The organism is Pseudoxanthomonas sacheonensis, from assembly GCF_010093305.1.
In the GTDB taxonomy this organism is placed as follows: Bacteria; Pseudomonadota; Gammaproteobacteria; order Xanthomonadales; family Xanthomonadaceae; genus Pseudoxanthomonas_A; species Pseudoxanthomonas_A sacheonensis.
Map to the genome: position 1 here is coordinate 130,549 of NZ_PDWS01000006.1, position 23,605 is coordinate 154,153.

21 protein-coding genes are annotated in these 23,605 nt (G+C 64.7%); 16 read left to right on the plus strand and 5 right to left on the minus strand.

All coding sequences use genetic code 11. The features are described 5' to 3' along the window. Positions 1-15: 15 nt before the first annotated feature. On the plus strand, positions 16-528 hold the full coding sequence (secB, locus tag CSC73_RS07570) for a protein-export chaperone SecB (protein ID WP_163839833.1): 513 nt from the start codon (positions 16-18) through the stop codon (positions 526-528). 95 nt (positions 529-623) lie between these two features. Continuing rightward, positions 624-1,649 (plus strand): NAD(P)H-dependent glycerol-3-phosphate dehydrogenase, encoded by a 1,026-nt coding sequence (locus tag CSC73_RS07575; RefSeq protein WP_163839834.1) that lies wholly within the window; start codon positions 624-626, stop codon positions 1,647-1,649. Positions 1,650-1,906: 257 nt separating this feature from the next. Here the strand turns inward: CSC73_RS07575 and CSC73_RS07580 are convergent, their stop codons facing one another. Then, entirely contained in the window at positions 1,907-2,497 is a 591-nt protein-coding gene (locus CSC73_RS07580) for an outer membrane beta-barrel protein (RefSeq protein ID WP_163839835.1), read from the minus strand. 557 nt (positions 2,498-3,054) lie between these two features. Between CSC73_RS07580 and CSC73_RS07585 the strand changes: the two genes are divergently transcribed. Next, positions 3,055-4,191 (plus strand): aminotransferase class I/II-fold pyridoxal phosphate-dependent enzyme, encoded by a 1,137-nt coding sequence (locus CSC73_RS07585; RefSeq protein WP_163839836.1) that lies wholly within the window; start codon positions 3,055-3,057, stop codon positions 4,189-4,191. Next, positions 4,188-5,171, plus strand: a complete 984-nt coding sequence (locus CSC73_RS07590) for an ornithine cyclodeaminase family protein (RefSeq protein ID WP_163839837.1) — start codon at positions 4,188-4,190, stop codon at positions 5,169-5,171. The genes CSC73_RS07585 and CSC73_RS07590 overlap by 4 nt, the downstream gene beginning before the upstream one ends. A gap of 70 nt (positions 5,172-5,241) precedes the next feature. Here the strand turns inward: CSC73_RS07590 and trmL are convergent, their stop codons facing one another. The 3 genes from trmL to CSC73_RS07605 all read right to left on the minus strand — a co-directional run bounded on the left by trmL (position 5,242) and on the right by CSC73_RS07605 (position 7,339). Beyond that, complete coding sequence (gene trmL / locus CSC73_RS07595; protein ID WP_163839838.1) at positions 5,242-5,736, minus strand: tRNA (uridine(34)/cytosine(34)/5-carboxymethylaminomethyluridine(34)-2'-O)-methyltransferase TrmL; 495 nt, start codon at positions 5,734-5,736, stop codon at positions 5,242-5,244. Between the two features lie 107 nt (positions 5,737-5,843). Beyond that, entirely contained in the window at positions 5,844-6,221 is a 378-nt protein-coding gene (locus CSC73_RS07600) for a hypothetical protein (RefSeq protein ID WP_163839839.1), read from the minus strand. Between the two features lie 386 nt (positions 6,222-6,607). Continuing rightward, a complete protein-coding gene (locus CSC73_RS07605) occupies positions 6,608-7,339 on the minus strand; it encodes an SDR family oxidoreductase (protein WP_163839840.1) in 732 nt (243 codons plus the stop codon). 105 nt (positions 7,340-7,444) lie between these two features. Here CSC73_RS07605 and CSC73_RS07610 point away from each other — a divergent pair, with 105 nt between their 5' ends. The 12 genes from CSC73_RS07610 to CSC73_RS07665 all read left to right on the plus strand — a co-directional run bounded on the left by CSC73_RS07610 (position 7,445) and on the right by CSC73_RS07665 (position 20,609). Next, entirely contained in the window at positions 7,445-10,315 is a 2,871-nt protein-coding gene (locus tag CSC73_RS07610) for a M16 family metallopeptidase (protein ID WP_163839841.1), read from the plus strand. A gap of 184 nt (positions 10,316-10,499) precedes the next feature. After that, positions 10,500-10,820, plus strand: coding sequence for a DUF4156 domain-containing protein (locus tag CSC73_RS07615; protein ID WP_163839842.1), 321 nt, complete (start codon positions 10,500-10,502; stop codon positions 10,818-10,820). 195 nt (positions 10,821-11,015) lie between these two features. Beyond that, positions 11,016-12,032, plus strand: coding sequence for a 3-oxoacyl-ACP synthase III (locus CSC73_RS07620; RefSeq protein WP_163839843.1), 1,017 nt, complete (start codon positions 11,016-11,018; stop codon positions 12,030-12,032). A gap of 132 nt (positions 12,033-12,164) precedes the next feature. Continuing rightward, entirely contained in the window at positions 12,165-13,340 is a 1,176-nt protein-coding gene (locus CSC73_RS07625) for a Fic family protein (RefSeq protein WP_163839844.1), read from the plus strand. After that, complete coding sequence (locus tag CSC73_RS07630; protein ID WP_246197416.1) at positions 13,340-14,263, plus strand: alpha/beta fold hydrolase; 924 nt, start codon at positions 13,340-13,342, stop codon at positions 14,261-14,263. The genes CSC73_RS07625 and CSC73_RS07630 overlap by 1 nt, the downstream gene beginning before the upstream one ends. A 95-nt stretch (positions 14,264-14,358) precedes the next feature. Continuing rightward, positions 14,359-16,008: an olefin beta-lactone synthetase gene (gene oleC / locus CSC73_RS07635; protein ID WP_163839845.1), complete on the plus strand. Its 1,650-nt coding sequence runs from the start codon at positions 14,359-14,361 to the stop codon at positions 16,006-16,008. 125 nt (positions 16,009-16,133) lie between these two features. Then, positions 16,134-16,529, plus strand: coding sequence for an endonuclease domain-containing protein (locus CSC73_RS07640; protein WP_163839846.1), 396 nt, complete (start codon positions 16,134-16,136; stop codon positions 16,527-16,529). Continuing rightward, entirely contained in the window at positions 16,526-17,515 is a 990-nt protein-coding gene (gene oleD / locus CSC73_RS07645) for a 2-alkyl-3-oxoalkanoate reductase (protein WP_163839847.1), read from the plus strand. Before CSC73_RS07640 ends, oleD begins: the two co-directional genes overlap by 4 nt. A gap of 77 nt (positions 17,516-17,592) precedes the next feature. Next, a complete protein-coding gene (locus CSC73_RS07650; RefSeq protein ID WP_163839848.1) occupies positions 17,593-17,754 on the plus strand; it encodes a DUF1328 domain-containing protein in 162 nt (53 codons plus the stop codon). Positions 17,755-17,834: 80 nt separating this feature from the next. Then, on the plus strand, positions 17,835-18,467 hold the full coding sequence (locus CSC73_RS07655; protein WP_163839849.1) for a ubiquinone biosynthesis accessory factor UbiJ: 633 nt from the start codon (positions 17,835-17,837) through the stop codon (positions 18,465-18,467). Further along, the gene (ubiB, locus tag CSC73_RS07660; RefSeq protein WP_163839850.1) at positions 18,464-20,122 is read left to right on the plus strand and encodes a ubiquinone biosynthesis regulatory protein kinase UbiB; all 1,659 of its coding nucleotides are present in this window, start codon (positions 18,464-18,466) and stop codon (positions 20,120-20,122) included. The genes CSC73_RS07655 and ubiB overlap by 4 nt, the downstream gene beginning before the upstream one ends. A 109-nt stretch (positions 20,123-20,231) precedes the next feature. Next, on the plus strand, positions 20,232-20,609 hold the full coding sequence (locus tag CSC73_RS07665; protein ID WP_163839851.1) for a hypothetical protein: 378 nt from the start codon (positions 20,232-20,234) through the stop codon (positions 20,607-20,609). Positions 20,610-20,676: 67 nt separating this feature from the next. On the opposite strand, the gene CSC73_RS07670 is transcribed toward CSC73_RS07665, so the two are convergent. After that, a complete protein-coding gene (locus CSC73_RS07670) occupies positions 20,677-23,466 on the minus strand; it encodes a M16 family metallopeptidase (RefSeq protein ID WP_163839852.1) in 2,790 nt (929 codons plus the stop codon). Positions 23,467-23,605 lie beyond the last annotated feature (139 nt).

A 23,605-nucleotide genomic window follows, 5' to 3' on the forward strand; every position in this document is an offset into this window, starting at 1 on the left:
CCACGGAGTACGTTCATGTCCGACGAAACCACCAACGGCGCAATCGCGCCCGCCGAAGCCAATACGCCTGCCTTCACCGTGGAGAAGATCTACGTCAAGGACGTGTCCTTCGAAGTACCCGGCGCTCCCGCCATCTACAGCGAGAACGTGCAGCCGGAGCTGCAGCTCAATCTCAACCAGCGCGTGCAGCGCCTGAACGAGAACGCTTTCGAAGTCGTGCTGGGCGTGACCCTGACCTGCAAGGCCGGCGACAAAATCGCCTACGTGGCCGAAGTGCAGCAGGCCGGCGTGTTCGGCCTGGTCGGCCTGGAACCGCAGGCGGTCGACGGCCTGCTCGGCACCCAGTGCCCGAACATCCTGTTCCCGTACATCCGCCAGCTGCTCAGCGACCTGATCCAGGCCGGCGGTTTCCCGCCGTTCTTCCTGCAGCCGATCAACTTCGACGGCCTGTATGCGGAAACCCTGCGCCAGCGCGCCGCCCAGGGCGATGGCGAACTGGCCAACACCGAGCCGGCGGGCAACGCCTGATCCTCGCAAGACCCGATCCTGTGGTTGAATCGCTGCGGTAAGCAGCGATCTGGCGGGCCGTGAACGGCCCGCCGTTGTTTCCAGGGAGCGACAGCTTGGCCGAATCCTTGAAAATCGCGGTACTGGGCGCAGGTTCCTGGGGCACCGCGCTGGCCGCACTGATGGCGCGGCATGGTCATGAGGTGGTGCTGTGGGGCCGCGATGCGCAGGCAGCCGCGGTCATCGACCAGACCCACGAAAACGTCCGCTACCTTCCCGGCATTCCGCTGCCGGAGACCCTGCGCGCCACCACCGATCTGGCCGCCGCCCTGCACCAGGCGGATCTGGTGCTGGTGGTGGTGCCTTCGCACGCGTTCACCGAAACCCTGCGCCTGCTGGCGCCGCTGCGCCCGCCCGCTGCCGGCGTGGCCTGGGCGACCAAGGGCTTCGAGACCGGTTCGGGGCGTTTCCTGCATGAAGTGGCCGAAGACATCCTGGGCCCGGCCGTGCCGCTGGCCGTGGTCACCGGCCCGTCCTTCGCCAAGGAAGTGGCGATGGGCCTGCCCACGGCGGTGACCGTGCACGGCAGCAACGCCGAATTCGCCCAGCGCGTGGCCGACGTGCTGCATGGCCCGGCGTTCCGCGCCTACACCGGCGAGGACATGGTCGGCGCCGAGCTGGGCGGCGCCATGAAGAACGTGCTGGCGGTGGCCACCGGCGTGGCCGACGGCATGCAGCTGGGCCTCAACGCCCGTGCCGGCCTGATCACCCGCGGGCTCAATGAAATGCTGCGCCTGTCCGCTGCGATCGGAGCCAAGCCCGAGACCCTGATGGGCCTGGCCGGGCTGGGCGATCTGGTGCTGACCTGCACGGGCGATCTTTCCCGCAACCGTCGCCTTGGCCTGGCCCTGGGCCGCGGCCAAACACTGGACGATGCGGTGCGCGAGATCGGCCAGGTGGTCGAATCGGTGCAGACCGCCGACGAAGTCATGCGCCAGGCCGACCGCCATGGCATCGATCTGCCTATTTCCAGCGCGGTGCGCGCTGTGCTGCATGGCGACCTGGCCCCTGCCGCGGGTCTGCAGCAATTGCTGGCGCGCGAGCAGAAACCGGAATACCCGGAAACTTTGTTCAAGGATTGATCGCGGCAATCGCAATCGCTCCGCGCCGCATTCGATGCGGTCTGTTGACGGCCGAACTTGCCCGGTTGTTGCTTTGCCCCCTTTGGCAAAGGGGGCTACGGGGGATTTGCTCTTCGCGCCAAAAGCAAATCCCCCTCGGTCCCCCTTTGAAAAAGGGGGAGGCAAAAAAAGCCCGGCGCTAGGCCGGGCTCAGGGTGCGACGCGGGGAGAGAGGGACGCGTCGCCTTACGCGGGAGACAGTGGAAGCCTGCCGGCCTTCACCAGGTGAAGCGCGGACCGACGAACCACTGGGTATCGTTGTCGGCGAATTTCACGTCGCCGGTGATGCCCCAGTTGGGGTTGAACTTCACTTGTGCGCCCAGGCGGCCGTAGAAATCGCCGTCGTAGTCGCTGCCGTCTTCGTAGCCGGCCATGGCGTAGCCTTCCAGGTGCGGGGTCATCGCGCCGCGGATGCCCACTTCGGCGCTGTAGCCATCCAGGTCGTCGCCTGGAAAGCGCACGTCGCCGACGGTGAAGTCGTCGCCCTTGAACTTTTCGTAGGCCACGCGGGTGACCAGGTCCATGCGCTGCGAAATCTCGTGGTTGTAGCCCAGGCCCACGCGCCACTGGTCGTAGCCGTAATTCACATCCTTCAGATCCTGGTTGTTGTAACCGGCGAAGACATGGAAGTTGGGAGCGATGGCGACCGAGCCGTTGAGGCCCCAGCCATCGGAATCGGATGAATCCTTCAGATTGGTGGCGGTATAGCCGCCTTCGACGTAGTTGTACGACACGCCCTCTGCGGCCGAAGCGGCGGCGCTCAAGGCGAGCGCGGACAGGAGCGAAAGAGCAAGCAAGGACTTCTTCATTGCAATGAACCTCGGAGATTTATGGTTATTAGCCAGCGCTGGGGCGGGAAGCCGTTCGCAGCCGGTGTGTGAAGTATCCGTAAAGCGCCGCAATGCCCCCTGAATACCAAACTGAGCGGTACATAAATTGGCGGTAACTGTGAGGAACTTATCGACAACGTCTGCGGCGCGCGCTTCTGCCGGATCGGCAGACAGGTACGAAGCGTCAGCGAGCAATTGGTGCTTGCGGCGACGAAATAGCGACGTCCTTCCAGCGCCCACCGACGAGATTGATGATCGGGATGGAGCCGCACGATCAACGGATCGACATACGGGCAGGCCGGCCGATGCCATGGCAAAAAAAGAAAGCGCGTGTCGGCGACACCGGTGCGCCGAGATCAAATTTCCCAGTGCAACAGCGCTTTGATCCGACTAAGAAGACTCGTCTCACAAATTCGCTGAAATCGAAATCCGACCTTGGCGTGTGCCCGGACGCTGCGATAATCGGTGCCGACCATCCCTCATCGCATCCGCTCCGGCCGCCGGCCTGAGCGCGGCTGCTGCCTGGAACCAACGCCATGCCGATGCTTCCCGATTTCAAACTGGAAACCTATTTCTCGCGCTGGGAATTCAACGCCCGCTACCACCTCACCGCATCCGACGCGCAGAGCCTGACATTGCGCGAGTTGCTGGACATGGGCGACGCCGCCGATGTCGAGGCATTCGACAAGCTGTGGCTCGGTTACACGCAGACCTTCGGTGCTCCCGAACTGCGCGATGCGATCGCCGCCACCTACGACCGCCAGGGCGCGCAGAACGTCCTTTGTTTCGCTGGCGCCGAAGAAGGGTTGTATATCGCCAATCACGCGCTGCTGGAGCCAGGCGATCACGCCATCGTGGTCACGCCCAACTATCAGGCCGCCGAGACCGTGCCGCTGTCCCTCTGCGAAGCCACCGGCGTGCCGCTGGATCCGCAACAGGACTGGGGGCTGGATCTGGAGCGCGTCGCTGCGGCGATCAAGCCGAACACCAGGCTGGTTTCCATCAATTTCCCGCACAATCCCACCGGCAAAATACTCGAACGCGAAGTCCTGGACGGACTGGTGGCGTTGTGCCGTCGCCATGGTCTGTGGCTGTTCAGCGATGAGGTGTACCGCTTGCTCGGGCCGGATCCGCAGCGGCACTTGCCGCAGGTGGCCGACCTCTACGAGCGCGGCCTGTCGCTCAACGTGATGTCGAAGGCCTACGGCCTGCCGGGGCTCCGGATCGGATGGATCGCCTGCCAGGACCACGGCCTTCTCGTCCGCATGGAACGGATGAAGCACTATCTGTCGATCTGCAATTCGGGGCCGAGCGAGCAACTTGCGCTTATCGCATTGAAACACCGCGAGCGGATTCTCGCGCGCAACAACGGCCTGGTCCGCGACAATCTCGCGCTGCTCGATGCGTTCTTCGCGGAGTTTCCCGATCATTTCGACTGGAGCCGTCCGGATGGCGGCTGCGTGGGCTATCCCAGGTATACCGGTCCCGGCTCGGTCGAGACGTTCGCGACCGGACTGGTCGAACAGTCCGGAGTGTTGCTGCTGCCATCCAGCATCTATTCGTCGCAACTGGGGCCGACGCCGGACGACCGGTTCCGTATCGGATTCGGGCGCGCGGGATTGGCCGAAGGGTTGGCCGCGTTTCGCGAGCACTTGCAGCGGACGGCGGCATGAGCGGCGCTTTGCGCATCGTCGAGCTGGAGGAGCTGTTTGCCGCGCTGACGCCCGCGGCGGTCATCGCCGCGGTACGCAATGGGCTGATACGCCACGCGCGCGGCGAGGTCTCGATGCCGCCGCCGATGCAGATGCTGTTCGACGAACCCGCCGGCGACTGCCACATCAAGGCGGGCCGGTTCCGCGACGGGGAATGTTTTGTCGTCAAGATCGCCACGGGCTTCTACGGGAATCCGGAGCGGGGCTTGCCCGTCAATGACGGTCTCGTACTGGTCTTCGATGCGAAGACCGGTTCGCCCCAGGCCATGATCCGCGACCGCGGATGGCTGACGAGCTGGCGTACCGCCGCAGCCGGTGCGCTTGCCGCAGAAGCCGGGATGCCGGCTGGCGCGCGGACTCTGGGCATCATCGGCACCGGCCATCAAGCCCGACTTCAGGCCGAGTGGGTGACGCGGCACCTGGATATCGGGAACGTCGTGGTTTTCGGCAGGTCGGCCGAACGCGCCGATGCGCTGGCGGAGGATCTGCGCCGTATCGGATTGACGGCCAGCGTGGCTCCGTCAATCGACGCGTTATGCGAAAGCAGCCGCCTGGTGGTCACCTGCACGCCGTCGAACGACATCTTGCTGCCTGCCGGGGCGGTCCGCGACGGCACGCACATCGTCGCGCTGGGTGCCGATAGTCCGGGAAAACAGGAGCTGGACCCGGTGCTTTTCGCCAGGGCCGCCGCGGTCATGGTCGACGATCGCGACCAATGCGCCGATCACGGCGACCTGTCGCATGCCGTCAGGCGCAGTCTCCTGGCCCCGGATGCGGCCATCGTTCTGGGTTCGGTTCTCGCCGGGAACCGGCCGTATCCCCGTTCTACCGCCGACATCACGATTGCGGACCTGACCGGCACGGCGGCCCAGGATGTCGCCATTGCCTCGCTTGCGCTATCGGTCATCGACGGCGCGCATGGCTCGACGGTTCGGAGTTAGCCGGGAACGGCATCGGTACCCGGCGTCCGATTCTTCCGTTGCGCCGGTTGATCGCTCGCCCAGCAACGGCTCAGTTTCCGCCGGCGAAACCTATCTGGCGCCAGGCTTCGAACACCACCACGGCGATGCTGTTGGAAAGATTGAGGCTGCGGTTGTCCGGTCGCATCGGCAGGCGCAGGCGTTGTTCCGGCGGCAGGCTTTCCAGCACGTCGGCGGGCAGGCCGCGGGTTTCGGGGCCGAACAACAAAGCGTCGCCGGAGCGATAGCTCGGCTGGTCGTAACGCTGGGTACCGCGGGTGCTCAAGGCGAACAGGCGTTGCGGTGCGATCGCGGCCAGGGCGGCTTCCAGCGAAGCGTGGACCTGCAGCGTGGCGTATTCGTGGTAATCCAGGCCGGCGCGTCGAAGCTGCTTGTCCTGCAAATCGAAGCCCAGGGGCTCGATGAGGTGCAGCCGCGCGCCGGTATTGGCGCAGAGGCGGATGGCGTTGCCGGTGTTCGGTGGAATCTCCGGCTGGTACAGCAGCACGTCCAGATCGAGTGCGCGTGCGGTGTCGTTGTCGCTCATCGCACGGATTCTACGGGGCGCTGGCTCTATCGGCGCGCTGCCGTACTGCTCTTGGCGATGCTTGAAGCGGGTTATTGCATCAACGCGGGGTGTTGCGCTTCAAGCGATCAACGCGAAGCCAGCTGCTGGGCCAGGGTAGCGGCGCCGACTGCCACGATCTGCACGTCTTCGGCCGACGGGCGCACGGTCACGACCGGCATGTCGACGATGCGTGCGGTGTTGTCGGCCAGGAAGTAGGCCAGGTCTTCAGCGGCGGGGCGTACCGTCACAGCGGCCAGATCGACGATCTTGTGGGACTGGTAGTAGACCGCGTCTTCGAGCGACGGGCGAACCGTAACGGTCGGCATGTCGACGATGTGGCTGGAAACCGGGGCGGAGGCCTTGGCGTTGGCTTCGCTATAGGACTGGCTGGAGATCAGCATGGAGCCGGCGCAGACGGCGAACAGGGCGGCGGCGGTCAGCGGCAGGAAGGTCTTGGTGTTCATGGTGTTGTGCCTCTTTAGTGTCGTTGTTGGGTGGTGTGGTAGTAAAGTAGTACACCTAATCAGATCGGTCAAGGAGAACTTGCATTTGCAGTTCTTTTATTCAGCTATCAGTCAGGTTTGGTTGGATCGGCTGTGCTTGCAGAGCAGTCAATGCAGACGCCGTGCCAACTTCAAGTTATTGATTCAATTGCAAATGTATCTGTAATAAAGGTGTCCGTCCGTCCGCCCGGGTGTCCGGTGGGTGACCGGATCGCTGTCAATGACGCTCGATCCCGTCGCGTGTGACTCCCCTTTACGAGCGAAGGAAAGCCACCCGGCCAGCTTTCTGGACAGTGGTTGTGATGCGCTTCAGGGGAAAAAGGTTGAACGCGGATCGCCGATCCGCTTCACCAGGGCAGGGTTTGCCCCTGCCAATCGAGGAAAGCGCCCGAGTCGCGCGCTTGCAGCCGGCCGATCACTTGCAACAAGCCGCGCGCCGATTCCTGCGGGCTCAGCGTGGCGCGGTCGGTGCCCATGTCGGTGCGCACCCAGCCCGGGTGCAACGCCACCACCAGAATGCCGCGCGGCGCCAGCGCTTGCGCCAGCAATGAAGTCGCCATGTTTTGCGCGGCCTTACCGATGGCATAGCTGGGCGTGCGGAAGTCTTGATGCAAGGCGGCCTGGCGCAGGCCGATCGAACCGATTTCCGAAGAGATGTTCGCCACGCGAGCGCCATCGGCCAGCTGCGGGGTCAGCGTCTGCACCAGCAGGAACGGCCCCAGCGCATGGGTGCGGAAACTGGTTTCCAGATCGGCGGCCTGCACACTGCCGTAGCGCTCGCCGCCGCGCAGCACGCCGGCGTTGTTGATCAGCAGATCCAGCGGCTCGCCCTCGGTCAGCAGCGGCAATTCGCGCGCCAGCGCCGCATGGCTTTTGGGTTCGGCCACATCCAGGGGCGTCACGTGCAACCGTCCGGGATGCTCGCCGGCCAAGGTATTGAGCACGGTAGCCTTGCCCGGTTGGCGGCACGCAGCGACCACCCGGTCGCCCCGCGCCAGCAGTTGCCGGCAGAGTTCCAGGCCCAGCCCGCGGTTGGCCCCGGTGACCAGACAGCGTTGCGCTTCCGCCTTGCCTTCCATACCAGCACCTGCCTTACGACCATGCCTTGTGGCCTAGTGTAATGACCGGCCGTGGTCGCTAGCATCACGGGCTGATCCGCAGACCATTAAATAAAGGAATACCCGATGCGCCTTTCCCGCCGTCCGCGTGCCGCCCTGCTTGCCGTTGCCCTTTCGACCGCTCTCGCCGGGCTGGTGGCGTCGCCGCAGGCCGCACTGGCCAAGCCCGATGGCGGCGCGCAGGTCGAGATCAAGTACGACGAATTCACCCTGCCCAACGGCCTGCGCGTGATCGTGCATACCGACCGCAAGGCGCCGGTGGTGGCGGTGAACCTGTGGTACCACGTGGGCAGCAAGAACGAGCAGCCCGGCCGCACCGGTTTCGCCCATCTGTTCGAGCATCTGATGTTCCAGGGCAGCGAGAACCACAAGGCCGAATATTTCGAACCCTTCGAGCTGGTCGGCGTGACCGACCAGAACGGCACCACCAACCAGGACCGCACCAACTATTTCCAGAACGTGCCCACCACCGCGCTGGACATGGCGCTGTGGATGGAATCGGACCGCATGGGCCACCTGCTCGGCGCGATCGACCAGAAGTCGCTGGACGAACAGCGCGGCGTGGTCCAGAACGAAAAGCGCCAGGGCGAGAACCAGCCCTACGGTCGCCGCATCAGCGCCAAGATCTTCGAGGCGTTGTATCCGGCCGGGCATCCGTACAGCTGGCAGACCATCGGTTCCATGGCCGATCTGGACGCGGCCACGCTGGACGACGTGAAGACCTGGTTCAAGAGCTGGTACGGCCCCAATAACGCAGTGCTGGTGCTGGCCGGCGATATCGACCTGAAAACCGCCAAGCAGAAGGTCGCCGAATACTTCGGCGACATCCCCGCCAGCGCCACCCTGGCCGACATGCCCACCAATATTCCCAAGCGCGTCCAGGACACCCGCGAAACCGTGCCCGACCGCGTGCCGCAGGTGCGCATCTACCGCGCCTGGCCGGTGGCCGAACTGGGCAGCAAGGAGGCCACTCTGCTGGATCTGTTCGCTCAGGTGCTGGGCGGCAGCGCGTCCTCGCGCTTCGATACGCGGCTGGTCCACAACGACAAGATCGCCGACAACGCCAGCGCCTACGCCTGGAGCAGCGAGCTGAGCGGCACCTTCTTCCTGGTGGCCACGGTCAAGGACGGCGTGGACGCGGCCAAGGTCGAGAAGACGATGGACGAGGAACTGCAGCGCCTGATCAGCGAAGGCCCGACCGCCGAAGAACTGGAGCGCGCCAAGGTCACCACGCGCGCCAGCTTCGTGCGCGGCATCGAACGCATCGGCGGCTTCGGCGGCAAGTCCGACGTACTGGCCCAGTGCGCCGTCTATACCGGCAAGCCGGACTGCTACAAAACCGACTTGGCAGACATCGAAGCGGCTACTCCGGCCAGCGTGCAGGCGGTAGCCAAAAAGTGGCTGGGCGCCGGTTCGCACACCCTGGTGGTGCAGCCCAGCGAAACACCGGCCTCCTCGCTGCCGGAAACCGTGCAGGCAGCGCCCGCCAGCAAGCCGGCCGCGGTTCCGTCGGTCGATCCGAAGTTCAAGACGGTCAAGACCGATATCGACCGCAGCACCGGCGTACCCAAGACCACCAGTTTCCCCGCGCTGAAGTTCCCGGCGCTGGAGCGCGCCACGCTCTCCAACGGCATGCAGGTGGTGTTGGCCGAACGCCATGAAACGCCGGTGGTGCAGCTGTCGGTGGAATTCCCGGGCGGCTACACCGCCGATCTGGGCAAGAAGCTGGGCACCGCCAACTTCACCATGCAGATGCTGGACGAAGGCGCTGGCGATTACACCGCGCTGGAACTGGCTGCGCGCCAGGAAGACCTGGGCGCGCAGATCGGCGTCGGCGCCGGCCTGGACTACTCGTCCGTCGGCCTGTCCGCGCTGAGCGACAAGCTGCCCGAGTCGCTGGACCTGCTGGCCGACGTGCTGCGCCGTCCGACCTTCGCCCCGGAAGAAGTGGAGCGCGTGCGTGCGACCTGGATCGCCGGCATCAAGCAGGAGAAGGCGCGGCCGCAGACCGCGGCGATGCGCATCATGCCGCCGCTGCTTTACGGCCAGGGCCATCCGTATGCCATTCCCTTTACCGGCAGCGGCACCGAGGCTTCCATAGCCTCGCTGACCCGCGATGATCTGGCCGCTTACCACGACAACTGGCTGCAGCCGGACAAGGCCCGGATAGTAGTGGTCGGCGATACCACCTTGCAGCAGGTGCTGCCGTTGCTGGAAAAACGCTTCGGCGACTGGAAAACGCCTGCCGGCGCGCCGGCCCTGCCGGCTATTTCCAAGGTCGCGGCACCTGCAGCCAACCACGTCTATCTGATCAACCAGCCGGGCGCGACCCAGTCCAACGTCTACGTCGGCCAGCTGATTCCGCCCACCGGCGATGCAGGCACCATCGACTTCGATTTCGCCAACGGTGTGCTGGGCGGGGAATTCACTTCCCGCCTCAACAGCAACCTGCGCGAAGACAAACACTGGGCCTACGGTTCCTACAGCAATGCCAGCAACACCTTGGGCCAGCGGCCTTGGTTCGCCTCGGCCGCGGTGCAGACCGACAAGACCGCCGACTCGATCAAGGAACTGCGTTCGGAAATCACCGCCTTCGCCAGCGGCCAGAAACCGGCCACCGCCGCGGAGATCGCCAAGATCCGCGCCAGCAACACGCTCAGCCTGCCCGGCGGCTACGAAACCGCCTCGGCGGTGCAGGGCCAGATCAGCAGCAACCTGCGCTACGGCCGCCCGGACGACTACATCGTCCAGTACAAGGCCCGCAACGATGCGATGACAGTGGCCGACGTCACCGCCGCGGCCAAGACCCTGGTGCCTGCTTCGCTGATGTATGTAGTGGTGGGCGACCTGTCCAAGATCGAAGCGCCGGTGCGCGCCCTAAACCTGGGCGAAGTCAGCGTGCTCGACTCCGACGGCAAGCCGGTCGCTGGGAAGTAAAGCTTCTGCCCTGGTAGGTCGGGGCTACGCCCCCGACGCACGGGAACTGGAACTCCCCGCGCGTCGGCCACGTAGGGCCGACCTGCTTCCCGCTCTTTTCTTGCCAGAGGGGAGGAGGCTTCCTCCGAAGTTCATGACTCCCGCCACATACTCCAGCGCGCACCCCGCAAACAGGATTCTTCCCATGCGTCTGCCCCTGATCGCCGCTTCCCTGGTCCTGACCCTTTCCGGCTGCACCTGGGTGAAGATGGCCCCGGAAGCCAGCGGCGTGCGCGTGATCGCCGCCGGCGCCGCCCCGGCCGGCTGCGAAAAGCGCGGCGAGGTCTCGGTTTCGGTCAAGGACAGCGTGGCTTTCTACGAGCGCAACGCCCTGCGCGTGCGCGACGAGCTGGAGACCCTGGCCCGCAACGAAGCTCCCGGCATCCAGGCCAACACCGTGCAGCCGCTGGCCGATCCGGCCAACGGCGAACAGCGTTTCGCCGCCTACCGTTGCCCCAGCCGCTGATTATCCGTCGTAGGTCGGGGTTACGCCCCCGACGCACGGGAACTGGAACTCCCAGCGCGTCGGGGGCGTAGCCCCGACCTACCTGTTTCTCCGCACACGGGCGGCCCGGTCTCCTCGCCAGAAGCCCAAACGTGCGATAAGGCACGGAAGCCGGTACCCTTGTCGCCCCTTCGACCAGCCTCGGCGCTCACCTAGATGCTCTTCCAGAACGTCTCCATCGCGGGACTGGCGCATATCGATGCGCCGCACACCCTGACTTCCAAAGCCATCAACGAACAGTTGAAGCCCACCATGGACCGTTTGGGCATCCGCACCGACGTGCTGGGCGACATCGCCGGCATCCATGCGCGCCGGCTGTGGGACGACGAACAGCAAGCCTCCGACGTGGCCACCTTGGCCGCGCGCCTGGCGCTGGAAGACGCCGGCGTGACCGCCGACCAGATCGGCCTGCTGGTCAACACCTCGGTCAGCCGCGATTTCCTCGAGCCGTCCACCGCCAGCATCGTGTCCGGCAACCTGGGCATGGGCGAGAACTGCCAGAACTTCGACGTCGCCAACGCCTGCCTGGCCTTCATCAACGGCATGGACATCGCCGCCCGCATGCTGGAGCGCGGCGAGATCAACTACGCCCTGGTCGTGGACGGCGAAACCGCCAACCTGGCCTACAAGATGACGCTTGAGCGCATGCAGTCGCCCGACGTCACCGAAGAACAGTTCCGCAACGAACTGGCCACCCTGACCCTGGGTTGCGGCGCCGCGGCCATGGTCATGTCGCGCAGCGAGCTGACCCCGGACGCGCCCCGCTACAAGGGCGGCGTGACCAAGGCCGCCACCCAGTGGAACACCCTGTGCCGCGGCAACCTGGACCGCATGGTCACCGATACCCGCATGCTGCTGATCGAAGGCATGAAGCTGGCGCAGAAAACCTTCGCCGCCGCCAAGATCGCGATGGGCTGGGTGGTGGACGAGCTGGACCAGTTCGTCATCCACCAGGTCAGCCAGGTGCACACCCAGGCCTTCATCAAGGCCTTCGGCATCGATCCCAAGAAAGTGCTGACCATCTTCGGCGAGCACGGCAACATCGGCCCGGCCAGCGTGCCGATCGTGCTGAGCAAGCTCAAGCAGCTGGGCCGCCTGAAGAAGGGTGACCGCATCGCGCTGCTGGGCATCGGTTCGGGCCTGAACTGCTCGATGGCCGAAGTGGTCTGGTAACGAAAATAGGGGTTTTCGTTACTTAGGCCAGCATTTAGTGTCGCAACATTCGCTGCAGTTACTTAGCAATTGGACGTTCCTTCTAAGTAACGTTATCCTTGTAATACGATCTCTGCAGGGTTCGAATTCAGGATGAGCGCCGACCATAGCTTACGTGCTACCGGCACGTACATTAATTCCAACCTGAACGGACAGCCTTATAAAGCGTTCGTTCCATCGCGGCTGCCGCCGGATCCTCCTCTGCACCTCGATCACGAGTTGGTCACGTTGCGTGACCGGGCATTGGTGGCATTGGGGGAACTTAAGGGCATTACACGCATCCTCCCCGATGCCCGCTTGTTCCTCTACCAATACGTGCGTAAAGAGGCGCTGCTCTCTTCGCAGATAGAGGGCACGCAATCTTCGCTATCCGATCTGTTGATGTTTGAACTCGACGAAGCGCCTGGCGTACCACTGGATGATGTGCGCGAAGTTTCCAATTACATGGATGCTTTGGAGCATGGACTGCAGAGGCTGCGCGGCGGTTTCCCGATTTCTCTGCGCCTGTTGCGGGAAATGCATGAGCATCTATTGCGCCGTGGACGTGGCAGCAGCAAAGCTCCGGGAGAATTTCGTCGCACACCGGTTTGGATTGGCGGCCCCAGTCCAGACCGGGCGCAGTTCGTACCGCCGCCTGCCGATCATGTCCAACCTTGCTTGGATGCGCTTGAGAAATTTCTCCACGCTACCGACGACAGCATTTCGCCGCTCGCTCGCGCCGGTCTGGCGCATGTGCAGTTTGAAACCATACATCCTTTCCTGGACGGCAACGGGCGTCTGGGCCGTCTGCTGATCGTGCTCATGCTTTGCGATGCCGGCTTGTTGGACGAACCATCCCTCTATCTCAGTTTGTTCTTCAAATCGCGGCGTGACGAGTACTATCAGCGCCTGGATGCGGTGCGGACGCAGGGCGACTGGGAGGGCTGGCTACGCTTCTTCTTTGAAGGAATCGCCAGCACTTCGGGTCAGGCGGTCGATACGGCACAGCGCCTACTGCAGCTTTTCAATGGTGATCGCGAGCGACTGCGTGCCGCCGGACGTATTGCGGGCACAGCACTGCAACTGCATGACAGCTTCACCCGTCACCCGTTGCGCACCATTCCAAAACTGAGCAAGGAGCTCGGACTATCGAAGCCGGCCATCATGCGTGGGCTGGACGCCATGCAGTCGCTGGGCATGCTTCGGGAAATCACCGGGAAGAAGCGCTACAAGGTATTCGCCTACCAAACCTACCTCGACATTCTCAGCGAGGGCGCGCAGCCACTTTGATGACCATGCTAACAGAATCCATAAACCTTCCCGGTTACCCCTTCACGCCGAACAAATTCGAAGTGCGTCCCGGACTGTCGATGAGCTATCTCGACGAAGGCCCGCGCGACGGCGAAGTAGTGGTGATGCTGCACGGCAATCCGTCGTGGAGCTATTACTGGCGCAATCTGGTTTCCGGGCTCAGCGACCCGGCTCTTGCAAAGCGCTACCGCTGCATCGTTCCCGACCACATCGGCATGGGTTTCTCCGACAAGCCCGGCGACCGCGACTACGACTACACGCTGCAATCGCGCGTCGACGATCTCGCTGCGCTGCTCGGTCATCTGGGCATCGCCGGCCCCGTGACCTTGGCCGTGCACGACTGGGGCGGCATGATCGGTTTCGGCTGGGCGCTGACCCACGCTGCGCAGGTGAAACGGCTGGTGATCACCAACACCGCCGCGTTCCCGTTGCCGTCCGCCAAGAAGATGCCGTGGCAGCTGTCGCTGGGACGCGATTCGAAATTCGGCGCCTTCATCATCCGCGCCTTCAATGCGTTCTCCAGCGGCGCGTCCTATCAGGGCGTGGAAACGAAAATGCCGGCCGACGTGCGCCGCGCCTACGTGTCGCCGTACGACAGCTGGGCCAATCGGATCAGCACGCTGCGCTTCATGCAGGACATTCCGCTGCATCCGGGCGACAAGGCGTGGGCGCTGGTGGAGGCGGCCGGACAGCGGTTGCCGCAATTCGCCGACCGTCCGGCCTTCATCGGTTGGGGGCTGAAGGATTTCGTGTTCGACAAGCACTTCCTCGCCGGTTTCAGGAAAGCCTTGCCGAACGCGCAGGTGACCGCATTCGAAGACGCCGGCCACTACGTGCTGGAAGACAAGCAGGCCGAACTGGTGCCGGCGATCCGCCGGTTCCTGGACGCAAATCCTTTGTAGGAGCGGGCCCTGCCCGCGACGCTCTTTCTCGATGTGGTGGTAAGAGCGTCGCGGGCAGGGCCCGCTCCTACAGGGGCAGCTACTACAATCAGCGCATGACCGAAACCTGCAACATCGCCGCCACGCTTCCGCGCCTTGCGCGCGAACGCCCCGATCAGATCGCGATACGCTGCCCCGGTGCGCGCGGTAGCGACGGTTTCGGAAAATACGATGTCGCCCTGACCTACGCCCAACTCGACGCGCGCAGCGATGCGATCGCCGCGGGTCTGGCCAAGCATGGCATCGTCCGCGGTACGCGTACGGTGGTCATGGTGCGGCCGTCGCCGGAGTTTTTCCTGCTGATGTTCGCGCTGTTCAAGGCCGGCGCAGTGCCGGTGCTGGTCGATCCTGGCATCGACCGACGCGCATTGAAGCAGTGCCTGGACGAAGCGCAGCCGGAGGCCTTCATCGGCATCCCGCTCGCGCACATCGCGCGGCTGATCCTGGGCTGGGCGCGCAGCGCGAAGAAGCTGGTCACGGTGGGTTCGCGCTTCGGCTGGGGCGGAACCACGCTGACTGAAGTCGAACGTCTGGGCGCCGACGCCGGCGCGCAACTCGCCGATACCCGGCCCGACGACATCGCCGGCATCCTCTTCACCAGCGGCTCCACCGGCGTGCCCAAGGGGGTGGTGTACCGCCATCGCCATTTCGTCGCCCAGATCGAACTGCTCCGCAACGCGTTCGGCATGTCGCCCGGCGGGGTGGATCTGCCGACGTTTCCGCCTTTCGCCCTGTTCGATCCTGCGCTGGGGCTGACCTCGGTCATTCCCGACATGGATCCCACCCGGCCGGCCAGCGCCGATCCGCGCAAGCTGTTGCACGCGATCCGCACGTTCGGCGTGACCCAGCTGTTCGGCTCGCCCGCGCTCATGCGCGTGCTGGCGGACTCTGGCGAAAAGCTTTCCGGTGTAATGCGCATCACCTCCGCCGGTGCGCCGGTGCCGCCGGAGGTGGTGGAGAAGATCCGCGCGCTGCTGCCCGAGGGCGCGCAGTTCTGGACGCCCTACGGCGCTACGGAATGCCTGCCGGTGGCGGTGATCGAAGGCCGCGAACTGCAAAGCACCCGCGCGCAGACCGAGCAGGGCGCCGGTACCTGCGTCGGCCGCCCGGTCGCGCCCAATGAAGTGCGCATCATCGCCATCGACGACGCGCCGATAGCGCAGTGGTCCGAGGCAAAGCCGGTCGCGCAGGGCGTGGTCGGCGAAATCACCGTCGCCGGGCCCACCGCTACAGACAGCTACTTCAATCGCGAAGCGGCCACGCTTGCGGCGAAGGTGCGCGAGCTGCTTCCCGATGGCGGCGAGCGAGTGGTGCACCGCATGGGCGATGTCGGCTATTTCGACGCGCAGGGGCGGCTTTGGTTTTGCGGACGCAAGACGCAGCGTGTGGAAACGAGGGACGGCCCGCTGTACACGGAGCAGGTCGAACCCATTTTCAACACGCATCCCGATGTGAAACGGACCGCTTTGGTCGGCGTCGGCACGCAAGGCAGCCAGGAACCTGTGCTCTGCTACGAATTGCAGCCGAATGTCCCGGCGATCCGCCGCGCCAGCGTTGTCGATGGGCTTCGGGCGATCGCGGCGGCTCATGCGCACACGGCGCGCATCGAACGATTCCTATGTCATCCGGCTTTCCCGGTCGACATCCGCCATAACGCGAAGATCGGGCGGGAGAAGCTGGCGGTGTGGGCGGCAGCGCAGGTCTAAGCCCCCTCCCCCTGCGAAGTCAGGGGGAGGTTGGGAGGGGGTGGAGGCGTCACCGAGTGGTTTTCCGACAGACCGCATGACAACGCGCTGTTAGCCTGGAGGCAACGTGAATCCGGAGCGCAGGGATGCAGCCCATATGGAATAACTCGCGCGAGTTGCGCAAGAATGCGACCGACGCCGAGCGCAAGCTCTGGCAGCACTTGAGGAACCGGCAGATCAACGGAATCAAGTTCAGGCGACAGTATCCGATTGCTGGGTACGTCGCCGATTTCGCCGCACCCTCCATCAGGTTGGTGATCGAGCTTGACGGCGGGCAACACCTGCTGCAGACCGAATACGATCAACAGCGGACCGAAAGATTCGGCTGCAATGATTACAAGGTTCTGCGCTTCTGGAATGATGATGTATTGCTGAGAACAGAGCAGGTCCTTTCGGAAATAATCCGAGTGGCCGACTTAACCCCTCCCCAACCCTCCCCTGCATTCGCAGGGGAGGGAGCCAAAGGCAGACGCGACCCATGAAAATCCTTGTCACCGGCGGCGGCGGTTTCCTCGGTCAGGCGCTATGCCGCGGCCTGATCGAACGCGGCCACAAAGTCATCAGCTTCAATCGTGGCCACTATCCGGTGTTGGCCGATCTGGGCGTCGGCCAGGTGCAGGGCGATCTGGCCGATGCGCATGCGCTGACCCATGCGGCCGATGGAGTGGAGGCGATCTTCCACAATGCGGCCAAGGCCGGCGCTTGGGGCAGTTATAAAAGCTACTACTCGGCCAACGTGACCGGCACGCAGAACGTGCTCGACGCCTGCCGCACGCATGGCATAGGCAAACTGGTCTACACCTCCACGCCCAGCGTCACCCACCGCGCCACCCATCCGGTCGAGGGCGGCACCGCGGACGAGGTGCCGTACGGCGAGGATTTCCAGGCGCCGTATGCCGAAACCAAGGCGATCGCGGAAAAAGCGGTGCTCGCCGCCAACGGCCCCGCGCTGGCCACCATCGCCCTGCGCCCGCGCCTGATCTGGGGTCCGGGCGACCAGCAGATCCTGCCGCGCCTGATCGAACGCGCCAATGCCGGCCGCCTGCGCATCGTCGGCGACGGCAGCAACCGCGTGGACACCACTTACATCGACAACGCCGCGCAGGCGCATTTCGACGCCTTCGAGCATCTCGCCGTCGGTGCGGCGTGCGCGGGTCGCGCGTATTTCATTTCCAACGGCGAGCCCAAGCCGATGGGCGAATTGCTCAATGCATTGCTCGATGCCGCCGGCGCGCCGCGCGTGGAAAAACATCTCTCGTTCAAGGCCGCCTACCGTATCGGCGCGGTGTGCGAGGCGCTGTGGAAAATACTGCCGCTGAAAGGCGAGCCACCGATGACGCGCTTCCTGGCCGAACAGCTCAGCACCGCGCACTGGTACGACATGGCGCCGGCCACGCGCGACTTCGGTTACCGGCCGCGGGTGAGTTTCGACGAAGGCCTCGCAAGGATGAAGCGCGCGTTGAAATAAGGCGCCTCCTTCACCCGAAGACAGCTTCCGCCTGCCGACGATGACCGCATCGCCAATCCGGTGCGTCGATCAATGGAGTGTCCCCTGCTGCGCTAGCCGCCATCTTCCTCGCCCTCGCGCTCATCGCCGCCGTGCTCGGCTTCAGCGGCATCGCCGGCGCCGCCAGCGACATCGCCTGGATCCTGTTCGTCGTGTTCCTGATCCTGGCGGCGGTCTCGTTCTTCCGCAAACGCGCCTGAGCCGCTCGCCATGGCGGTCGTGGCGCGTTCGGCTGGATGACGCGCCACGGCCAACCGCGCCGGCCGGGTAGAATGCCGGCATGGCGACTTCTCCTTTCGATTCCCTCAAACTGCTCGCGGGCCGTGCGCTCGAAGCCGCGCTCAACCGCGCCCTGGCGCTGGACCCCGATACGCGCGAGGCATTGAAGCCGCTGGACGGCCGCAAGATAGAACTGTCGCTGGAGGCCCCTGCGCTGGCTTTGCGGATCGGCGTGACGGGCGAACGCCTGGAAGTAGGCCCGGCCGAACCTTCGCAAGAACCCGACCTGGCGGTCCTCAGCACCTTGGGCGGTCTACTGGGACAGATCCCGTTCCTGCGCAAGGACAACGCCGCTCCAGTCGGACGCGTGCGCGTTTCCGGAGACGCCGAACTGGCCCGCCGCCTGCAGACGCTGGCGGAGCGTTTCGACCCGGACTGGCAGCAACCGTTCGTTTCCATATTCGGCGAAATCGTCGGTGTGCAGGTCGCCAATGCCGCGCGCGGCGCGTTGCGCCAGTTGCGCAGCGCAGGCGGGAACCTGGCCCGGAATGCCGCCGAGTTCGTCACCGAGGAATCCCGCGACGTAGTCGGCCGCGCGGAACTCAACGCCTTCCACGACGATGTCGATGCCCTGCGAGACGATGTGGAGCGTCTGCAGGCCAAGGTCGACCGTCTACGCGGGAATGCCGCATGAGGGCCGCGTTGCGCGCCAGCAAGATCGGCCGAGTGCTGTTGCGCTACCGGTTGGACGATCTGTTCGACGATACGCCGGCCGAGCGTTGGCTGAAACTGGCGCGTCCGTTCGTGCCGCGCGCGTCCGCGGCCATCGCCGCGCAATCGCGCGGCGCGCGCTTACGCCTGGCACTGCAGGAACTGGGCCCGATCTTCGTCAAGTTCGGCCAGATCCTGTCCACGCGCCGCGACCTGGTGCCGCCGGACGTGGCCGACGAACTCTCCCAGTTGCAGGACCGGGTCAAGCCCTTCGACGGAGAAACCGCGCGCGCCATCGTCGAGCAGGCGTTGGGAAGGCCGGTCACCGAGGCCTTCGAATCCTTCGACACCACGCCGCTGGCGTCCGCTTCCATCGCCCAGGTGCACGCGGCCACGCTGGCCGGCGGGCGCGAGGTGGTGGTGAAAGTGCTGCGCCCGAAAATCGAGAAGCAGATCGCCGCGGACATCTCGCTGCTCAACTCCGTGGCCGCGCTGGTCGACCGCGCCCATCCCAGTGCCGACAAGATCCGGCCGCGCGAAATAGTCGCCGAAATCGAAACCACGCTGGCCGCCGAGCTCGACCTGCAGCGCGAGGGCGGCAACGCCAGCGTGATACGGCGCATGTGGCTGGATTCCGACGATCTGTACGTGCCCGAGATCATCTGGAGCCACACCGCCGAGCGCGCGCTGACCATGGAACGCGTGCGCGGCATTCCCTCCGACGACATCGCCGCCCTCGACGCCGCCGGCATCGACCGCAAGGCGCTGGCGGCCAAGGGCGTGCGCGTTTTCTACACCCAGGTGTTCCGCGACAATTTCTTCCACGCCGATGCGCACGCCGGCAACATCTGGGTCGACAGCGATCCTGCGCGCAAGTCCAATCCGCGTTTCATCGCGCTGGACTTCGGCATCATGGGCCAGCTGTCGCAGGAAGATCAGTACTACCTGGCCGAGAATTTCATGGCCATCTTCAACAAGGACTACCGGCGCATCGCCGAGCTGCACGTGGAAGCGGGCTGGATGCCGGCCACGGTGCGCATCGACGAACTCGAAGCGGCCGCGCGCTCGGTGTGCGAGCCGTACTTCACCCGCCCGCTGTCGGAAATTTCCCTGGCCGAGGTGCTGGTGAAGCTGTTCCGCGTCGCGCAGAAGTACGAACTCACCCTGCAGCCTCAGTTGATCCTGCTGCAGAAGACGCTGTTGAACATCGAAGGCGTCGGCCGCCAGCTGGATCCGCAGCTGGACATCTGGGCCGTGGCCAAGCCGGTGCTGGAACGCATATTGCTGGAACGCTACAGTCCGCAGCGCGCGGTGCAGGAACTGCGAAAGCGGCTGCCGGAAATCATGACCCACGCGCCGGACATGCCGCGCCTGGTGCATGCCTGGCTGAAGCAGCAGGTGGAAGGCAAGCATGAGCTGGCCATGCGCTCGCACGACCTCAACGAACTTTCGCAGACCATGAAAGGCATGCAGCGGCGCATCGTCGCCGCCATCCTCGGCACCGGACTGCTGATCGTGGCGGCGGTGCTGTACGGCTTCGAAGCGGGAGGGCCGAGCATTCTGGCGATTCCGGCCTCTTCGTGGATCGCCGGTCTGGGTGGGCTGTGGGCGCTGCTGGCGGCGTGGCCGCGGCGCTGATTCCTTCCCGGGGCATGCTGCGGAGGCGTTCTCTCCCGACAACGAAAATTCATCGCCGCCCCGGAATATCGGTATAGCATTGCCCCCCTTGCCCTAGGGGATCGTCGCGATGGCCCAGGCGTCTTTCCAGATCGTGTTTTCCACGCATCCGTTCGGATTGAAGGCGCGGGTCAGGGGCGAGGCCACGTTCGAGAGTACCGTGGCCTATTGGTACGCCATCGTGGCGGAACTGGACAAGCGGCCATCGGCCGGGCTGCTGCTGATAGACGAGATGACCGGCGCTCCCTTGTCAGAGGAACACTGGCGGCAGCTGGTCGAAATGATGAAGGGTGGACCGCTGGAACGGTTGCGGATCGCGCACGTCAAGCCGATGGGATTGGAACGGATCGAGTACTGCGAAATATTCGCCCTGGAAGCCGGCATGCACGCGCGCGTGTTCACCGACGAGGCGGAGGCGGTCATGTGGTTGCGGCACGGCCTGAGCTAGCCGATCGAACCGACCGCGAAAACAACAACGGCCCGCATGCGGGCCGTTGTCGCCAACACGAAAAGCGTTACTTGGAGAGGGCCGGAGCGGCTTGCGCCGCCTTGGCGAAATCGCCTGCGTTGTAGACGCTCAACGCCTCGGGTTTCAGATGCTTGCGGATGGCCGCATTCACCTGCTCCAGGGTCAGCGAGCGGTAACGCGCATCCAATGCCTCGGTGAACTTCATGTCGCGGCCGTAATGAAGCTGGTCGGCCAGCATGCCGGCCACGCTGCCGTCCTCGGCGCGCCCCTGCTGGCGCTCGGTCAAAGTGCCGGCTACCGCATCGCGAAGCTCTTCGGCGGTGATGCCGTCCTTGACCAGTCTGGCCAGTTCTTCGCGTATCGCCGCTTCCACTTTGTCCATGTTCTGCGGTGCGGCGATGGCCTGGATGCTGAGGTTGCCGTCGTCGTCCTTGCCGTCGCGGCTGTCGTCGGCGCGGATGCCGCTGGCGACGCCGTAGCTCAAGCCTTCCTTCTGGCGGATGCGATCGCCCAGCCGCGATTTGAGCGCGCCGCCGCCGAATATGCGGTTGGCCACCATCAGAGCGGGATAGTCCTCGTCGGTTACCTTCAGCGGCAGGTTGTGCCGGGCGAGCAACACGGCATTGGGTTTGTCGGGAGTCTCGAAGCGCTCGCGCTTGGCCGGCACCTCGGTGAAACGGGTGTCGATGGGAGCGTACGGCTTCGGCGATTTCCAGCCCGCGAACAGGCCTTCCAGTTGCTTCTTGACCGTAACGGGGTCGAAGTCGCCGACGATGGCGATCTCGCCTTCGGCCGTACCGTAGAAATCCCGGTGGAAGGCGACCAGTTCTTCCAGCTTCAACGCCTTCATCGCGGCCAGCGATTCGTCCAGCGTCTGCACATGCAGCGGATGGCCGGCCGGCCAGGGATCGAAGTGCTGCGCCAGCGCGATGCCGGCAACGCTGCCCGGCTCTTTGCGCGAGGCCTCCATGCCGGTGATGGCCTGCAGGCGCAATTGCTCGAACTCGCTTTCCGGGAAAGCGGGGTTGCGCAGCACATCGGCAGCCAACGCCAACGCATCGGCCAGCTGCGCAGTGCGCGTCTGCAGGTTGATCGTTGCGCTTTGCAGATTGCCGCCGATGTTGGCCTGGGTCTTCAATGCTTCGAAGCGCTGGTCGATCTGCTGGCGCGTCATCGATCTGCTGCCGCGCATCAGCATGGCCCCCGCCATGCCGGCCGCGGTCTGGCGACCGGTGACCGAGGCCACGTCGCCGAAGCGGAACTGCGCGTCGACCACCACGGTCCCGCCGCGCGTTTTCTTGGGAAGCAGCGATACTTTCAGACCATCGCCCAGAGTGAAGGTCCGGGTGCGCGCCTGCAGGTTCTGCGGCGAGGGGTCGAAGTTTTCGCCAGCGGCCACGACGGCACGGCCTTTGTAGCCTTCCACCAACTTGGCGGCATCCGGTGCGGACGGGATCTCGGCACGGTCCGGCTTCTCGGTGGGCACGAAACGTCCCAGCGTGCGGTTGCTCGACTTCAGGTATGCGGCGGCCACGCGGTTGACGTCGGCCGCGGTGACCTTGTCGACGGCATCGCGCGTGGTGAACAACAGGCGCCAGTCGCCCGCGGCCAGGTACTCGGACAGACCCATGCCTACCGCGTTGACATCGGTGAAGTAGAGATCGAAGGAGTTGGCGATGCGCTGGCGCGATTCGTCGACTTCGGCCTGGGTCACCGGTTGTTCGGCAAGCTTCTCCACTTGCTTCAACAATTCGGCCTGCGCCTTGGCGCTGTCGCCGTCCTTGGGTACCACAGCGTACGCACCAAACAGGCCCGGATCGCGCATGGATTCGACGAAGGCGCCCGCACCCGCGGCGAGTTTGGTTTCCACCAGAGCCTTATGCAGGCGTCCACCGGGCGTGTGGCCCAGCAGGTCGCTGAGCACGCTCAGCGCAGCGTTGTCGGCATGGGCGACGGCCGGAACGTGATAGGCGACGGCGGTCAGGCTCAGATCGCCGACGCGCCGCACGGTCACTTCGCGTTCGCCGTCCTGGGTCGGTTCGACCGTGTAGTAGCGCGGCAGCACGCGCGACGGTTTGGCGATCTTGCCGAAACGCTCGGCGATCAGCTGCAGGGTCTTTTCCGGTTCGATGCGGCCGGCGACGATCAAAGTGGCGTTGTCGGGCTGGTACCACTGGCGGTAGAACGCCTGCAAACGGTCGATCGGCACGCCTTCCACGTCCGAGCGCGCGCCGATGGTGCTCTTGCCGTAGTTGTGCCACAGGTAGGCGGTGGAGCGCACGCGTTCGAACAGCACGCCGCCGGGATTGTTCTCCCGGCTTTCCAGTTCGTTGCGCACCACGGTCATCTCGCTGTCCAGGTCCTTCTTGGCGATGTTGGAATGGACCATGCGGTCCGCTTCCATGCCCAGCACCCAGGTCAGGGTGTCGTCGTTGGCCGGGAACGAGGAGAAATAATTGGTGCGGTCCAGCGAAGTGGTGGCGTTGAAATCGATGCCGCGCTTCTTCATCTCGCCGCTGATGTCGCTTTGCGTGGGCGTGCCCTTGAACTGCAGGTGCTCCAGCAGGTGGGCCATGCCGGTTTCGCCGTAGTTCTCGTTCACCGAACCCACGCCATAGACCAGATTGACGGTAACGGTGGGTTTGCTGGCGTCCGGGAACAGCAGCACGCGCAGGCCGTTGGCCAGCCTGTATTCGCTGATGCCTTCGATGCTGGGGCCGCTGACCATGCCCCCGTTGGCGGGCGGTACGGTGGTACGGGAATGGGCGGGGCCGGCCGCAGACAATCCCAGCGTCAATGCCAGGGCGAATGCGAGAATAGGTCGAAGCGTTTGCATGCGGGTTTCCTTGGAGGTCTTCTTGGACACACAGGCGCCGGTTGCGTCCATCGCTTCCGTGCGCCGCCCGCGAGTGTCTCAAATTTCAACGGCCCGCAGCCTGGAACGGAGAAACTGTGCAACAACAAACATTAGGGCT

What these genes read in the sequence shown, in the direction of transcription:
- CSC73_RS07670 (WP_163839852.1), bottom strand. Translation starts at nt 23,466, where the DNA reads ATGCAAACGCTTCGACCTATTCTCGCATTCGCCCTGGCATTGACGCTG.
- CSC73_RS07625 (WP_163839844.1), top strand. Translation starts at nt 12,165, where the DNA reads ATGAGCGCCGACCATAGCTTACGTGCTACCGGCACGTACATTAATTCC.
- ubiB (WP_163839850.1), top strand. Translation starts at nt 18,464, where the DNA reads ATGAGGGCCGCGTTGCGCGCCAGCAAGATCGGCCGAGTGCTGTTGCGC.
- CSC73_RS07585 (WP_163839836.1), top strand. Translation starts at nt 3,055, where the DNA reads ATGCCGATGCTTCCCGATTTCAAACTGGAAACCTATTTCTCGCGCTGG.
- oleC (WP_163839845.1), top strand. Translation starts at nt 14,359, where the DNA reads ATGACCGAAACCTGCAACATCGCCGCCACGCTTCCGCGCCTTGCGCGC.
- CSC73_RS07610 (WP_163839841.1), top strand. Translation starts at nt 7,445, where the DNA reads ATGCGCCTTTCCCGCCGTCCGCGTGCCGCCCTGCTTGCCGTTGCCCTT.
- CSC73_RS07600 (WP_163839839.1), bottom strand. Translation starts at nt 6,221, where the DNA reads ATGAACACCAAGACCTTCCTGCCGCTGACCGCCGCCGCCCTGTTCGCC.
- CSC73_RS07640 (WP_163839846.1), top strand. Translation starts at nt 16,134, where the DNA reads ATGCAGCCCATATGGAATAACTCGCGCGAGTTGCGCAAGAATGCGACC.
- secB (WP_163839833.1), top strand. Translation starts at nt 16, where the DNA reads ATGTCCGACGAAACCACCAACGGCGCAATCGCGCCCGCCGAAGCCAAT.
- CSC73_RS07580 (WP_163839835.1), bottom strand. Translation starts at nt 2,497, where the DNA reads ATGAAGAAGTCCTTGCTTGCTCTTTCGCTCCTGTCCGCGCTCGCCTTG.
- CSC73_RS07615 (WP_163839842.1), top strand. Translation starts at nt 10,500, where the DNA reads ATGCGTCTGCCCCTGATCGCCGCTTCCCTGGTCCTGACCCTTTCCGGC.
- CSC73_RS07620 (WP_163839843.1), top strand. Translation starts at nt 11,016, where the DNA reads ATGCTCTTCCAGAACGTCTCCATCGCGGGACTGGCGCATATCGATGCG.
- CSC73_RS07605 (WP_163839840.1), bottom strand. Translation starts at nt 7,339, where the DNA reads ATGGAAGGCAAGGCGGAAGCGCAACGCTGTCTGGTCACCGGGGCCAAC.
- oleD (WP_163839847.1), top strand. Translation starts at nt 16,526, where the DNA reads ATGAAAATCCTTGTCACCGGCGGCGGCGGTTTCCTCGGTCAGGCGCTA.
- CSC73_RS07630 (WP_246197416.1), top strand. Translation starts at nt 13,340, where the DNA reads ATGACCATGCTAACAGAATCCATAAACCTTCCCGGTTACCCCTTCACG.
- CSC73_RS07590 (WP_163839837.1), top strand. Translation starts at nt 4,188, where the DNA reads ATGAGCGGCGCTTTGCGCATCGTCGAGCTGGAGGAGCTGTTTGCCGCG.
- CSC73_RS07655 (WP_163839849.1), top strand. Translation starts at nt 17,835, where the DNA reads ATGGCGACTTCTCCTTTCGATTCCCTCAAACTGCTCGCGGGCCGTGCG.
- trmL (WP_163839838.1), bottom strand. Translation starts at nt 5,736, where the DNA reads ATGAGCGACAACGACACCGCACGCGCACTCGATCTGGACGTGCTGCTG.
- CSC73_RS07665 (WP_163839851.1), top strand. Translation starts at nt 20,232, where the DNA reads ATGGCCCAGGCGTCTTTCCAGATCGTGTTTTCCACGCATCCGTTCGGA.